This is a genomic window from Stenotrophomonas sp. YJH_SMC_127 (assembly GCF_059372445.1).
Genome location: NZ_JCAFVO010000002.1, coordinates 423,976 through 439,002, shown reverse-complemented (window position 1 = coordinate 439,002; position 15,027 = coordinate 423,976). Strand labels below are relative to the sequence as shown.

At 67.9% G+C, this 15,027-nt stretch carries 9 protein-coding genes; 1 reads left to right on the top strand and 8 read right to left on the bottom strand.

Annotation, left to right across the window (positions count from 1 at the left end):
* Positions 1-48 precede the first annotated feature (48 nt).
* Together AC5QAB_RS07320 and AC5QAB_RS07315 are read right to left on the bottom strand one after the other, a co-directional pair.
* Positions 49-2,037 carry a sialate O-acetylesterase gene (locus tag AC5QAB_RS07320; RefSeq protein WP_495233259.1) on the bottom strand — a complete coding sequence of 663 codons (1,989 nt, stop codon included), beginning with the start codon at positions 2,035-2,037 and terminating at the stop codon, positions 49-51.
* Entirely contained in the window at positions 2,034-4,208 is a 2,175-nt protein-coding gene (locus AC5QAB_RS07315) for an alpha-glucuronidase family glycosyl hydrolase (protein ID WP_495233258.1), read from the bottom strand. The genes AC5QAB_RS07320 and AC5QAB_RS07315 overlap by 4 nt, the downstream gene beginning before the upstream one ends.
* Before the next feature lie 92 nt (positions 4,209-4,300).
* Between AC5QAB_RS07315 and AC5QAB_RS07310 the strand changes: the two genes are divergently transcribed.
* The gene (locus AC5QAB_RS07310; RefSeq protein WP_014647205.1) at positions 4,301-5,359 is read left to right on the top strand and encodes a LacI family DNA-binding transcriptional regulator; all 1,059 of its coding nucleotides are present in this window, start codon (positions 4,301-4,303) and stop codon (positions 5,357-5,359) included.
* A 67-nt stretch (positions 5,360-5,426) separates the two neighbouring features.
* On the opposite strand, the gene AC5QAB_RS07305 is transcribed toward AC5QAB_RS07310, so the two are convergent.
* The 6 genes from AC5QAB_RS07305 to AC5QAB_RS07280 form a co-directional block, all read right to left on the bottom strand.
* Positions 5,427-7,985: a glycoside hydrolase family 3 protein gene (locus AC5QAB_RS07305; protein WP_495233257.1), complete on the bottom strand. Its 2,559-nt coding sequence runs from the start codon at positions 7,983-7,985 to the stop codon at positions 5,427-5,429.
* Complete coding sequence (locus AC5QAB_RS07300; RefSeq protein ID WP_197561116.1) at positions 7,982-9,391, bottom strand: sugar porter family MFS transporter; 1,410 nt, start codon at positions 9,389-9,391, stop codon at positions 7,982-7,984. The genes AC5QAB_RS07305 and AC5QAB_RS07300 overlap by 4 nt, the downstream gene beginning before the upstream one ends.
* 31 nt (positions 9,392-9,422) lie before the next feature.
* On the bottom strand, positions 9,423-10,757 hold the full coding sequence (gene xylA, locus AC5QAB_RS07295; RefSeq protein ID WP_049406256.1) for a xylose isomerase: 1,335 nt from the start codon (positions 10,755-10,757) through the stop codon (positions 9,423-9,425).
* A 43-nt stretch (positions 10,758-10,800) separates the two neighbouring features.
* Positions 10,801-12,294: a xylulokinase gene (xylB, locus tag AC5QAB_RS07290; RefSeq protein ID WP_495233256.1), complete on the bottom strand. Its 1,494-nt coding sequence runs from the start codon at positions 12,292-12,294 to the stop codon at positions 10,801-10,803.
* 165 nt (positions 12,295-12,459) lie between these two features.
* Complete coding sequence (locus AC5QAB_RS07285) at positions 12,460-13,989, bottom strand: tryptophan 7-halogenase (protein WP_197561127.1); 1,530 nt, start codon at positions 13,987-13,989, stop codon at positions 12,460-12,462.
* Between the two features lie 14 nt (positions 13,990-14,003).
* On the bottom strand, positions 14,004-15,026 hold the full coding sequence (locus AC5QAB_RS07280; RefSeq protein WP_197561118.1) for a cupin-like domain-containing protein: 1,023 nt from the start codon (positions 15,024-15,026) through the stop codon (positions 14,004-14,006).
* Position 15,027: the final 1 nt, after the last annotated feature.

The following is a 15,027-nucleotide window of genomic DNA, read 5'->3' as shown; positions in this document are numbered from 1 at the left end:
TCAGGCCGGCCCTGTCGCGGACCGGAGGGGACTGCTTGGACAACGTCATCATCGTCGCGTCTCGGCTTCGGCAATGGGAAGTTCGAACGGGCCTGCCGGCGCCCCACTGCGGTCGCGCAGCGTGCACACCGGGCCATCGGCCCAGCAGTAACGGACATGCGTTGCGTGCGTCGACAGCGGGCCGCGCAGCAGGATCCGGCGCCCATCCAGTTCGGCGTCGCCGTAGTCGCAGTGGCGGGTATCACCCCTGGTCTCGCACAGTTCAAAGCCAATCGGACGCAGCGCGCCGGTCGCGGTGAGCACGCCTTCGACATCCTCGAACGCAATGGCCACGCCAGCGGGCGTGCGCACGGCCGTTACCGCTCGCGGACCCGACGGCGCCACGTCCTGCTTGCCGTACACCACGTGGCGCGCCAAGCGCGCCAGGCGGCGCCCGAGCTCCTGCTTGTTCGGCGGATGGATGTCGTAGGCGTCGCCGATGTCGATGGCAATGGCAAGCCCGCTCAGCGCGTCCTCGGCGGCGACGCGCCGCTGCGCCTCACGCACCTGCGCCCAACCGCTGGCGGCGGGCGCAACCGGCGGCTGGCCGTAGCCGGCCAGCTGCACCAGCAGCAGTGGCGTGCGCGCACCGAACTGCCGCCGCCAGTCCTCGCGCAGCGCACGCAACCGCATCGCATACGTCGCACCATCGCTGGTGTTCGATTCACCTTGATACCAGAGCATGCCGCGCAGCCCGAAGCCCCCGAGCGGTGCGATCATCCCGTTGTACAGCGTCGACAGCCCGGTGGCGGCCTGCCATGGCGCGAAAGGCGGCGCCTGCTGGCTCGCCGCCACCCGGTATTTCCAGGGGCCCTGCAGTGCCACGCGCTCGCCGTTGTCGAACTGCAGGCCGTATGCCGTTGAGGGGCCGGCCAGGCCGCCTTCGCCGTAGGTGTCCAGCACATTGACCGCAATGCTGTTGGATCCCGCCTTCAACAGGCCACTCGGCAACGGATAGCGCCTCTGGCCGGCGCCGTACTGGCTGCCGACGGCGACCCCGTTCACCCAGGTCACGTCCACCTCGTCGGCCGATGCCAGCTCCAGGGTCGCGCCGCGTGCAGCCTGTTCAGCGCTCAGCACCACCTGCGTGCGATACCAGACCATGCCGTTGTAATCGGCAAGCGCGGGCTCGTTCCACCGCTCCCATGCGCCCAGTGTGGCCGGTGCGTGCGACCATGCGCGGTCATCGGTATCCGCGCGCCAAGGTGCGTCGCCCGGCAGCGCCCCTTCGCGCGTCTCCCACCAGTGCTGCCAGTGGCGGCCCCAGGCTGCGCGTGCCTCCAGCGGATCACGGGCAGAGCGCGCGAGAATATCGAGGGCCTCGTCCATGCCACCTTGCCCGCGCAGGGCATCGGTACTGGTCCAGGCCTCGATCCGCGAGCCGCCCCACGCTGCCTGGATCAGCCCCATCGGTACGGTAACCGTGCGCTGCAGTTCGCGGGCGAAATAGAAGCAGGCTGCAGAGAAACCGCGCACCGAATCGGGCGTTGCCCGTGTCCATCCAGGGTGACCCTTGAAGCTCTCCTGCGCGTGCACGGCCGCGTCCTGCGGCACGCTGAACAGCCGGATCCGTGGCAGCGTGGCCGAGGCGATCTCGCTGGCTGCGTTGAGCGAGCGCCAGACCGGCAGCTCCATGTTCGACTGCCCCGCGCACAACCAGACGTCGCCGACCAGAAGATCCCGCGCCGTCTCGCGCCGGGTCCCGGCGGTTGCCTCGAGGGTGTACGGGCCGCCTGCGGCGATGGCGGGGAACATGGCCTGCCAGCGGCCTGCCCTATCGGCCTGTGTGGCCACCGCCTGGCCCGCGAAGGTGGCCGATACCGCCTGCCCAGGGCTTGCCTGGCCCCAGACGGTGATCGGCCGGTCGCGCTGCAGGACCGCATGGTCCTGGAACAGCGGGTGCAGCAAACCCGTCGTTTCGCCGGCCGCCACCGGTGCGGCAAGCCACGCCAGCACCATCAACGCCGCCGCGCGGGCGGACCATCCGAACCGGTTCATCGCCCATCTCCGGGTGCGAAAGGAAACTGCAACGCCTGGTAGTACGACAACGGCTGTGGCGGTGGCCGTTCTCCCGCAGGCAGCGGTCGGCCGCTGACTGACTGGAAGTACGCCACACTGGCATCGCGCCACCACTGCGCTTCCTCGCGCTGGATCTGCAGGAACGCCGCCACCTGCTGGTGCCGCTGCGGATCGATCCGATCGCGCAGGCCCGCCCAGGTCGCCTGCATCGACTGCACCTGGCGCACACCCCGCGAATAGCGCCCGACCAGTTCGTCCCACAGCGTCCTGCCCGAGCGCATGCGGCGGTCCCACGGCACGTGATGGAACCACAGCAGCAGCGACTCGGGCACCCGCGCCGGATCGCCATAAACCCCGGCAACCGGCGGGAAGTACTGCCCCACGGCGTTGCTTCCGCTTGCGCTGCGGTCAAAACCGATGCCGTTGCGGTCTGCACGGTGGTAGTAGACCGACGTCCAGTCCGCACGCGGGCCGCCGTCCACCCAGGGGCCGGGACCGTAGTGATGGCCGCGTGCCATGAGGTGATGCAACCCGAGCGGCGTCATGTAGTCCACTGCCGCCTCGCGCGAGTCCATCATCATCCGCACGATCGGGCCGGTCACCTGCGGGTCGGGCGAGAAGGTCAGCGCGGCCCAGTCCTCGGCAATGCCGCGCGCGGACTGCTGCGGATTCCATGCCAGTCGCCCGAACGCGTACCAGTTGGCCTGGTCGAAATGCGAGCCGCTCCAGGTGCGGTCTACGCCAATGTTCGCAACGCCGGCGATGCCGGTCAGTGCATGACCTTCCAACGAGCCGTCGACCACGCGGGCGACCGTGGAGCCCTCGCCACGTGCATGGGTGTCGGCCTGCAGCACTTCTTCGTAAAGCGTTCCCAGGTACACCAGGTGCGTCGCAAAACCCAGGTACTCCTTGGTGATCTGCAGTTCCATCATCAGCGGCGTGCGTGGCATGGCGCCGAACAGCGGATGGAACGGCTCGCGTGGCTGGAAGTCGATGGGACCGTTCTTCACCTGCACGATCACGTTGGGGCGGAAGGCACCGTCCAGCCCTACAAACTCGCTGTACGCCTGCTTGGCGCGATCTTCGGGAACCTGGTGCGAGTACACGAAGGCGCGCCACATCACTACGCCGTTGTAGGGCGCCAGTGCCTCGGCCAGCAGGTTGGCGCCGTCGGCATGGGAACGACCGTAATCCTGCGGGCCGGGTTGCCCCTCCGAGTTCGCCTTGACCAGGAAACCGCCAAAATCCGGAATGCGCGCATGGATCTCATCGACCTTGTCGCGCCACCAGCGCCGCACAGCCGGATCCAGCGGATCAGCCGTTGCCAGGCCGCCAAGCTCGATCGGCGCACTGAAGCGCGCGCTCAGGTAGACCCGGATGCCATAGGGCCGGAACAGGTCGGCCAGCGCAGCGGCCTTGGCCAGATAGGCCGGCGACAGGCTCAGCGCACTGGCATTGACGTTGTTGAGGACGGTGCCGTTGATGCCGAGCGAGGCGTTGGCACGGGCGTAGTCCGTGTAGCGTGGGTCACGCCACTGCGGCAACGTCTGCCAGTCCCACAGCGAGCTGCCTGCATAGCCACGCTCGACGTAACGATCCAGGTTGTCCCAATGGTTGAGCAGACGCAGTGCGACCTGCGGCGACTCACGCACATCCAGCGCCTGCAGTGGGGTGCCACGCTGCAGCAGGCGCAGCAGATGGAACATGCCATACAGCACGCCGACATCCTGGCGTGCCGCCACAAGCAGCACATCGCGCCCCTCGATCCGGACCCGCCGGATCAGGAAGCCCTCGTTGCCCAACGTGGCGATCTCGTTGCCGTACGCGGCGACGAGTGTCGAAGATTGCGGCGTGCCCAGCACCAGGGCACGCTCGGTACTGATTGCCGTTCGCATTGGCGGCGCCGCTCCCAGCAATCCAGGGAGGCTGCGCGCAAGCTCGTCGCGGGTGGCGCGCTGCATCGGCGTGCGATCCGGGGCCACCACTTCGGCCAGTTGCCGCCGGTAATCGGCAGCGACCGTTGCGGCAACCGGCTCGTAGCGCATCCACAGCGCATACCCATCCTCCGCCCGTGCCCCGCCAGCACAGGCCAGCAGCACGAGCAGGGCCCACAGGTGCGTGCCGACAGCGCGCAACAACGGCGTTAACATGCGCTTTTGTAGACTACGTCCGGGCCCAGGGCAGCGCATCATCGTCCTTCGCACCCGCGCGGCAGCGCCACCAAGAACAAAGGGATCGTGCATTGGACAAGCCGAAGAAATCGGTTCGCCGCAGAACCGCAGGCGTGACGATCGACGAGGTTGCGGCCCTTGCCGGCGTTTCGCCGATGACCGTGTCGCGGGTAATCAACCAGGGCAAGGTGCGCGACGTCACCCGAGAGCGCGTGCTGCGCGCCGTGCGTGAGCTGGGCTATACGCCCAATCTTGCCGCCAGTTCGCTGGCCGCTGCACAGCACACGCGCATTGCGCTGATCTACACCAACCCCAGCGGCGCCTACCTGCGCGAACTGCTGGTGGGCCTGCTGCGCGTCGCCTCCAGTTCCGCCATCCAGCTGGTCATCGACTACTGGGACAACCTGGATGCCGAATCCGAACGCAGGGCGGCGCGTGCGCTCGCCGGACGCGTCGACGGCGTGATCCTGCCGCCGCCGCTGTGCGAATCGCAGGCCGCCGTAAGCGAACTGGTCAAGGCTGGCATTCCGGTGGTGGCCATCGCATCGGGTCGCCTGAGCGAGGCCCTGTCCTGCGTCCGCATCGACGATTTCAGTGCGGGCAGGGAAATGACCGATCACCTGCTCCGGCAGGGACACACCCGCATCGGTTTCATCCGTGGGCGCGATGACCTGAGCGCAAGTGCGCTCCGCTACGACGGCTTCGTCACCGCCCTGCGCGAGGCCGGGCTGGCGGTGGAGCCCGGCCTGGTCCAGCACGGTGACTACACCTACCGGTCCGGCCTGGCCGCGGCCGAGAAGCTGCTGTCCCAGCGCCGGCCACCGACCGCGATTTTCGCCAGCAACGACGACATGGGTGCCGCCGCCATCTCCGTGGCGCATCGGCGCGGGCTGGAAGTGCCACGCGACCTGTCGGTGGTGGGTTTCGATGACACCTCGGCCGCCACCACCGTGTGGCCGGAACTGACCACGATCCATCAGCCCATCGCCTCGATGGCCAACGCGGCCATCGACATCCTGCTGCGCACCATCCGCCGTCCTGCGGGGGACGCAACGGTGCTGCGCGAACATGTGATGCCGCATCGGCTGATCGCTCGCGGTTCGGTAGCCGCACCGCCCACGCGCCGGTAGCGCAGGCCCCGCCCTCATGCCTGCGCCTGCGCAGTCCGCGGCAGGGTGCCGGTCAGGCCGGCAGCGATCATGCGCCGCATCCAAGGGCGACCTCGGCTTCGTTCAGTGCGCCCAGCGCGACGCGTGACACGGAGATCGTCATCGCATCGGCCGTCACCAACGACCACGGTCGGTCGATCGCGTCCAGCTTTGCACCCGCCTTGGCCAGGCACTTCAGCGGCACGCCAACGCGCTTCCACTGGCCTTGGGGAAGCGCCGCCAGCGACGGCCCGATGGCGATACGTGCCGAGCAGCCCACGCCGCACCCGACCGACAGCCACGCCTCACCCTCCGGCGCAGCGTCCACGCGCAGCGTGGTCAGCAGCATCAGGTCACCGTTGGATTCGCGCTGCAGGTCCAGCGCCGTGTGCGAGTGCAGTGCAGCAACGGCCTCGCCCTTGCCCGACCAGGCCAGGCGTCGCCCGTCCTCCTGCGCCAGATGATCCACGCCGGTGATCTTCAGCCGATCATCGGGCAATGCGTCCGGCACGCGGGTCACGGTCAGGCCCTGGCCTGCGGCCTGCTCAAGGCGCAGCGCCATGCCGGGGCCTGCATGACCGCGCGCGAAGAACACGCCGGTCGCACCCTCGTTGCCGGTCACACCCGATGCCTCCGGCAGCGCGGCCAGGTCGCCGTTGTCGGCGTAGGTCAGGCCGAAGCCGAACGCAAACAACGGATCGTAGTCCTTCTGGCCGACGTTGTTGGCGTACTGGGTGGCGGTGCGCGGCCAGCTGAAACTGAGCTTGCCCTTGAAATCGTGCTGCACCCGGCCATCGCTTCCGCGCAGCAGTACATCGGCAATGCCGGCGCCTTCCGAGCCCGGCAGCCACGCGGCCACGAAGGCATCGGCGGCATTGATTTCCCGGTTCACCCAGAGCGGCCGCCCGCTCAGGAAGACCGCGACGACCGGTATGCCATCGGCCTTGAGCCGCTTGAGCAGCGCCAGATCCGTTTCGTTGCCGGGCTTGTAGGCCAGCGTCGGCCGGTCTCCCTGGAACTCGGCATAGGGGTCTTCGCCAAACACCACCACCGCCACGTCGGGTTTCACTGCATAGCGACCGTCAACGGCAAGCACGGCTTCACCACCGGCCGCCCTGGCCTGGTGCGCGATGCCCTCGTAGATGGAGTCCGCATTGGGGAAGTCCTTGCGGGTGGTGCCGGTGCCCTGCCAGTTGAGCGTCCAGCCGCCGGCCTGCTTGCCGACATCGTTGGCACCGTCGCCGGCCACGAGGATCCGCTGCTTCGGCGACAGCGGCAGGACGCCGTTCTGGTTCTTCAGCAGGACCAGCGATTCGCGCACGGCCTGCCGGGCCACCGCGCGATGTGCCGGCGCGCCGATCAGTGCGAACTGGCCGCCAACGGCCCGCGTGGACGGCCTGCCGGCCTCGAACAACCCCAGGCGGAACTTGACCCGCAGGATCCGGCGCACCGCATCGTCCAGGCGCTGCGGCGTTATCCGGCCGTCCTTCACCGCAGCCAGCGTCGTCTCGTAGAAGCCTTTCCAGCTGTCCGAGGCCATCGCCATGTCCAGGCCCGCGTTGATCGTGGCCGGGCAGTCCGTGGTGGTGCAGCCCTTGACCTGGCCATGACCATTCCAGTCGCCCACCACGAAGCCACCGAAGTTCATGCGTCCCTTGAGCACATCGGTGAGGTAGTGCCGGTGCCCGTGCATCTTTTCACCGTTGACGCTGTTGAACGATGCCATCGCGGTCTGCGCGCCGGCGGCGATGGCCGGCGGGTATCCGGCGGCATGGATGCGCACCAGGTCCGGCTCACTGATGCGGGTGTCGCCCTGGTCCTTTCCGTCGGTGGTCCCGCCATCACCGAGAAAGTGCTTCACCGAGGCGATCACATGGCGGCCATCGAGGAACTCCGGTGTTCCCACCCTGCCCTGCAATCCCTCCACCATGGCGCCGGCATAGCTGGCCACCACCTCGGGCGATTCCGAGTAGCCCTCGTAGCTGCGGCCCCAGCGATCATCCTGGGGTACCGCAACGGTCGGCGCGAACGTCCACTCCATGCCGGTGACGCGGGTTTCCAGCGCGGTGATGCCACCGATCTGCCGCAGCAGCTCCGGATTGCGCGTGGCGCCCAGCCCGATGTTGTGCGGGAACAACGTGGCGCCAATGATGTTGCTCTGCCCATGCACGGCATCGATGCCGAACAGCAGCGGAATGGCCTTGCCGCCTTTCGACGTGTCCATGGAGGCGTCGTAGAAGGCGTCTGCCAGCGCCAGCCACTCAGCTGGCGACGCATCGTAGCGGCCACCGGGGTCGGAATTGCCACCGGCCAGGATCGAACCAAGGCGGTAGCGCCGCACGTCATCGGGGGTGAGGCTGGCAATGTCGCCCTGCACGAGCTGGCCGACCTTTTCCTCCACCGTCATGCCTGCCATCAGGTCGGTGATCCGCTTCTCCAGCGCAGGATCCGCGGCCAGTGGCCAGGTGACCTGTGGCCACGGGTCGCTGGCGGCTCCCGCAGTGGCGGCGGGCCGGTCCTGGCCGTGGCAGCCCAGCAACGCCAGCGTCAGCACGGCGACCAGCGCGCCGCTGCGGGATAAGGAGGTCTGCGATGTCATGGCGCTCATCCTTCCATCTGCTCCAGTTCCTTGCCCTTGGTCTCGTGCACATGCCGGACCACGAAAATCACCGAGATGATCGCCGCCACCAGGTAGATGCCGTAGGTGGCCGCCAGCCCTGCCGCGGCCAGCAGCATCGGGAACGTCACCGTGACCACGAAGTTGGAGGTCCATTGCGCTGCGCCGGCGACCGCCAGTGCCGAACCGCGGATCTGGTTCGGGAACATCTCGCCCAGCATCACCCACATCACCGGCCCCCACGACAGGTTGAAGAACACGACATAGGCATTGGCCGCCACCAGCGCCAGCGTGCCCATGCGCCCGGGTAGCTGCAGATGCCCGTCGGCCAGTGAACCACTTGCAAACGCGACCACCACCAGTGCAAGCGACAGCGACATCCCGGCCGAGCCGAACCACAGCAGGGGCTTGCGGCCGATCCGGTCGATCAGCAGCACCGTGACCACGCAGGCACCGATGCTCAGCGCGCCGGACAGCACGTTGATCAGCAGCGCGTCGTTTTCGGAAAAGCCGACCGCCTGCCACAGCACGGCGCCGTAATAGAACACCACGTTGATGCCGACCAGCTGCTGGAAGCAGGCCAGCCCGACGCCGACCCACACAATCGGGCGGATCCGCCCGGTCGCCCGGCTCTTCAGATCGGACAGGCGCGGGCGATGGTGGTCGTTGGACAGCGAGGCATCGATCTCTTCGAGCGTGGCGCGGGCCTTGTCGTTGCCGAGCAGCCGGGTGAGCACGCCCAGCGCGTCGTCCTTGCGCCGCTTGACCACCAGGTAGCGCGGGCTCTCAGGAATGGTCAGCAACAGCAGCAGGAACACCAGCGATGGCGCGGCCTGCATCCAGAACATCCAGCGCCAGGCAGCCTGCCCGGCCCACAGCGGCTCGGTCGACGCGCCCGCTGCGGCCGCCAGCAGGTAGTTGGACAGGAAGGCGGCGGTGAGCCCGGTGATGATCGCGATCTGCTGCACCGTGGCCAGGCGGCCGCGATAGCGGGCCGGAGCGACCTCGGCAATGTAGGCCGGCGAGATCACGCTCGCCGCGCCTACCGCGAACCCACCCACCACCCGCGCCGCAATGAACCAGCCCGACGAGGCCGCCGCCCCGGCACCGAGTGCCGACAGCAGGAACATCACCGCCGACAGGATCAGCACGTTGCGACGGCCGAGGCGGTCGGCCAGGCGGCCGGCACTGAACGCGCCCACCGCACAGCCCAGCAGCATCGACGCGATCTCGAACCCCTGCATCCATTCACCGGACCGGAACGCCTGGTGCAGGCCGTCCTGGGTGCCGTTGATCACGCCGCTGTCGAAGCCGAACAGAAAACCGCCAATCGTCGCTACCACGCTGATCAGTACGATCAGCCGGGTGTTCTCACCGCTGCCTGCTGCCTGGTTCATTCCCGTCCCCTTGCGTGCACCGTTGCCGCGCTCAGCGCAGCAGGTACTGGTTGAGCAGGTTTTCGTAACGCTCCTGCTTGCCGCTGGCCTGGTGCGGTTCGCCGAGGCGGGCGGCCAGGCCCGCCAGGTCCGGCAGGCTGAGCGTGCCACGCTCGAACTCCTGGCCGGCGCCGCTGTCGAAACTCGCGTAGCGCTCCTTGCGCCATTGCTCCCAGGGCGACTCGGTCAGCAGTGCATGGGCAACCTCCAGTCCGCGTGCGAAGGCGTCCATGCCGCCGATATGGGCAATGAACAGATCCTCAAGGTCGGTCGATTCGCGGCGCACCTTCGCATCGAAGTTCAAGCCTCCTTCCAGGCCGCCCTGGCGCAGCACCACCAGCATCGCACCCACCGTGTCGTACAGATCGCTGGGGAACTGGTCGGTGTCCCAGCCGTTCTGCGCGTTGCCGCGGTTGGCGTCGATGCTGCCGAGCAGGCCATGATCGGACGCAACCTGCAGATCGTGCTCGAAGGTGTGCCCGGACAGCGTGGCGTGGTTGGCTTCGATGTTGAGCTTGAAGTCCTTGTCCAGCCCATGCTCCTTCAGGAAGCCCACCACCGTGGCACTGTCGAAGTCATACTGGTGCTTCATCGGCTCCATCGGCTTGGGCTCGATCAGGAAGTTGCCCTTCAGGCCGATGCTGCGGCCGTAGTCGCGGGCCATGGTGAGGAAGCGCGCGAAATGTTCGATCTCGCGCTTCATCTGGGTATTGGCCAGCGACGCATAACCTTCGCGTCCGCCCCAGAACACGTAGTGCTCGCCGCCGAGTTCGACCGTGGCCTCCAGCGCGGCCTTGACCTGCACCGCTGCGCGCGCGACCACCGCGAAGTCGGGGTTGGTCGATGCGCCGTTCATGTAACGCGGGTGCGAGAACAGGTTGGCCGTGCCCCACAGCAGCTTGACGCCGGTGGCCTCCTGGCGCGCCTTGGCCAGGGCCACCATGTGCGAGAGGTTCTTCTGGTACTGGCCGATGTCGTCGGCATCCGGCGCCAGGTCGATATCGTGGAAGCACCAGTACGGCACGCCCAGCTTGGTGAAGAACTCGAACGCCGCGTCCACCTTCGCTTCGGCCGTGGCCAGTGGCGAGGCTGCGTCCCACGGGAACTGCCGGGTACCCGGGCCGAACGGATCGTGCCCGGCATTGCAGAAGGTGTGCCAGTAGCACACGGCGAAGCGCAGATGCTCCTGCATGGTCTTGCCACCGATGACCCGGTTCGCATCGTAGACCTTGAAGGCAAGCGGATTGTCCGAGCCCTTGCCCTCGAACGGAATGCGGCCGACGCCGGGGAAGTACTCCTTGGCGCCGATGAAGGGCTGCGTGCTCATGGTGCGTGCTCCTGTCGTTGTACGGGGTGTCGTGGAGGAGCCATCAACCGCGCTGCAGCGGCGTGATGGCATCAAGATGGCTGAGGAAGCGTGCGTAGGCCCGTGCATAGGCAGCGCTGCGATCCGGATCCGGCCGTGCGGACAGCGCCGGATCGACGGTGACGTGGCGCGCGGTGATGTCGCTGATCGAGGCGGCGTCTCCCTGCGCCCGGGCGAGCGCCCACAGCGCCTGCAGTGCCGCACCAAACGCCGCGCCTTCGGCCTGCACCGGGACGTCCACCGGCAGGCCGAATACATCGGCCACCAGCTGACGCCAGGCCGCGCTGTTGCTGCCGCCGCCGGTGAGCACGATGCGATCGAACTGCATGCCCGCGCGGACGAAGGCGTCGTAGCCGTACCTCAGGCTGTAGGTCGCGCCCTCCACGGCGGCGCGGTAGAGGTGCGCCGGGGTGAAATTGGCGATGTCCAGGCCTGCCAGCACGCCCTTGCCGAGCGGCAGGTCGGGGGTACGTTCGCCATTGAGGAACGGCAGCATCACCAGCCCCCCTGCGCCCGGCGGCGTCGCGTGGAGGTGCGCATCGCCGTCGCGGGTGCTGAAACCGAAGGCGCTGGCCACGCGTTCGGTGGCCACGGTGCAGTTCATGGTGCAGATCAGCGGCAGCCAGCCCCCCGTGGACGAGCAGAAAGCCGCCCACGCGCCGTCCGGATCGATCACCGGCGAGCCGGAATAGGCGAACAGCGTTCCGGAGGTTCCCAGGCTCATCGCCAGCCGACCTTCCGTGACGCAGCCGGTGCCGATTGCCGCCATCATGTTGTCGCCGCCACCAACGGCAATCTTCACGGCCGCCGGCAGCCCGAACTCGGCCGCGGCCTTCGGCGCGATATCGAACAGGGCATCGGGCGCTGCGATCGGCGGCAGGCAGGCAGCAAGATCACGATCAGGATCGGTGGCGCGCAGCAGTTCCTGCGACCAGGTGCGTGTGCGCACGTCCAGCCAGCCGGTTCCGGACGCATCGCCAAGCTCGCAGAACCGCTGCCCGGTCAACACGAAATTCAGGTAGTCGTGTGGCAGCAGGATGGTCGCCAGCCGCGCATAGGCGTCGGCACGGTGGATCCGGGTCCAGGGCAGCTTGGACGCTGTGTAGCCGGCCAGGATCGGGTTGCCCGCCAGCGCGATGGTGCGTTGGAACCCGCCCACGGCGTCCATGATCTGGATGCATTCGGCCGAGGTGCTGGTGTCGCACCACAGCTTGGCCGGCGCCAGTACCTCGCCAGCATCATCAACCGGCACGAACCCATGCTGCTGCCCCGATACCGCCAGTGCAACGATGCGAGCGCGCAGCGAGGGGTCGATCCTGGCAAAGCAGTCGCGCAGGGCCGACACCCAGTCGGCAGGCGCCTGTTCACGGCTGCCGTCGGCACCGCTGTCCAGCGCGAGCGGCACGCTGGCCGAGGCCACCACCACCTGCGTCCGCGGGTCATAGACCAGCACCTTCAGGCTCTGCGTCCCTGCATCGATCCCTGCAACCAGACCCATCGAAACCGCCTCCGATCAAAAAAAAGGTAGCGCTAACATTCCGTGGACTCAAAAAGGGGGCGTGGTGTCCGGCCCCCTCGTTGCCACCGCGCGCGTCATCGCCAGCGGTGTTGCCGCACTGTAACCAGCTGCAGCGGAAAAAGCGTGCTGCAACGCAAAACACTGCTACGCGCTTGCTGCCGTCGAACGCCACACGTCCACGCCGGACCTGCAGTACTGCGCGATGAACTCCGCCTGCGCCGGCATCTGCGCGGCAGCCTGCTGCACGGGCTGTTGGATCCCCCTCAACAGGGTGCGCAGATCGGCGTCACTCACGGCCCGCGCCAGCGGGTGGGCGGGACCGGGCGCGATGCCCTGCCCAAGCAGCACGCTGGTCCAGGATTCGACGCGGAACAGCTCGCCGGGGTCCTGCCACGCATGTGCACGCTCGCGCCACGCCTGCAGCCGCTGCTGCAGCGATTCGGGCACGCGCATCTCGCGACAGGCCTTCCACATCGGTTCGCTGCGCTGCGTGGCGTGGTAGTGCAGGATGATGAAGTCGCGCACGTGCTCCATTTCCTGCCGGCTGACATCGTTGTACAGCTGCACCAGCGACGCACTGATGCCGTCGAACGGGAACAACTGGATCAGGCGCACCACTGCGCTGATCGTCAGATGGATGCTGGTCGACTCCAGCGGTTCGATGAAGCCGCTGGCCAGCCCGAGCGACACCACGTTCCTGTTCCAGGCCTTCAGCCGGCGCCCGCTGCGGAACGGCACCTTCCATGGATCGCGCAAAGGTGGAGCCCCGGCATCGCGCAGCAGCTTCGCTGCGGCCTCGTCATCGGACAGGTGGCGGCTGTCATACACCAGCCCGCAGCCAACGCGGTGCTGCAGCGCGATGTGCCAGCGCCACCCCGCTTCGTGGGCGATCGCCCGCGTATAGGGCACCGGCGGCGCCACCGCTTCGGTCTGCACCGCCACAGCGCGGTCGCACGGCAGCCATTCGTGCCAGTCCTCGTAGCCGGTGCCCAGCGTCTGCTCGATCAGCAGGCCACGGAAGCCGGTGCAGTCGATGAACAGATCGCCCTCGATCACCTGGCCGTCGTCCAGTACCAGCGCCTGCACCGAACCGTCGTGCGCGTGCTGCCTGACCTGGGCGATCCTGCCTTCGATCCGGTGCAGGCCGTGGGCCTCGGCCCTGCGGCGCAGGAACCGCGCATACAGGCTGGCATCGAAATGATACGCATAGCTGGCCTGCGGCTGGGTATGCAGCGAGAAGCGGTCGCCCCGCGAGGCGATGCTCTCCAGGCAGAAGTCGCCCAGGTCCGAGGGCATGCCGCGGCGCAGGCTGTCCAGCCAGAAGTGATGGAAGGGTGCCGCCCAGGTGCCATGGCCGATGGTGCCGAACGGATGGAAGAAGCGATCCCCCGGCAAGCGCCAGTTCTCGAACGAGATCGACAGCTTGAAGGTGCCGGCCACCGCGCGCAGGAACTCCTGCTCGTCGATCTGCAGGAAGCGATGGAAGGTGCGGATCGGCGGCACGGTGGACTCACCGACGCCGACCGTGCCGATCTGCTCGGACTCGACCAGCGTGATATGCAGCTGGTCACGGAACTGATGCGCCAGCGCGCAGCCGGCCAGCCATCCCGCCGTACCGCCACCGGCAATGACCACCTTGCGGATGCGCCCTGCAGGCGTGCTCTCGATATCCAACGCGGTGCCCTCTCTCAACGGTTGAGCCTGCCCAGCAGCATCGCGCGCATGCGGCGGGCGCGCTGCTCGTCGAACGGTGCCAGATCCCCGCGCGCCGTCTCAGGCAGGTGCTGACCGGCGCGCTCGCCGGGGCCGAATACGTAGTAACGGAAGAGCCCTTCCCAGGCCTGCTTCTCACGCGCTGGCAGGTCACGCACGGACCACATCGCGTGCTGCAGCGCCGCCAGCGGCGACCCCAGCCAGGCCGGCGAGCTTCGCCACCAGTAGTTCACCAGCACGTTGAACGGCTCCAGGCTGCGTACATGGTGCCACCACATGCTGGGAATGAAGATCGCATCGCCGGGTCCAAGTACCGCGCTGCGTGCACGCGCCAGCGCCTCGCGGAAACGTGGATGCCGATCGAAGTCGGGGCGCTCGAAGTCCACCACGCTGACCACCTGTCCGCCCGGCGTGGGATCGAGCGGGCCCGGATAGAGGTTGTCGATCTGGGCGGGCGGGAACAGCGTGAACTCGCGCTGCCCCACCGCGCAGCAGGCGAGGTTGTCGGGTGTGTCGAAATGGCACGAGGCCGTCACCCGGTTGCCGATCCAGATGCTGGCGGTGGCATCGATGCCCTGCTTCGCCATCCCGGCGTCGTTGGCCTGCGCGAATGCCGGCAGCAGTGCCCGCGTGATCGGCAGCGAGGCCACGTAATAGGTTGGCGGCCGCGGCGCATGCAGCGTCGCGGCGATCTCTTCCAGCACCTGGGCGAGTACACCGCGCCGCACTTCGAAGTTCAGCCGGGTGAAGTCCGCGCTGTAGAACGGGCGGCCCGCGATCTCGGCGCCGCCGAACGAGTACTGGATGGGCGCACCCGCATCGACGCTGCACAGGTACGCCATCGCGTCACGCACGCCGCCCAGTCCGGCCTGGACCAGTGGCCAACCGCTGGCGATGCCGCGCAGTACGACCGGCTCACCGGCCTCCACCAGGGCGGCCAATGGCAAGGCGGCAGGATCGATGCCTTCCAGGCTCCGTATCGGCAGGCGGGCTTGCACC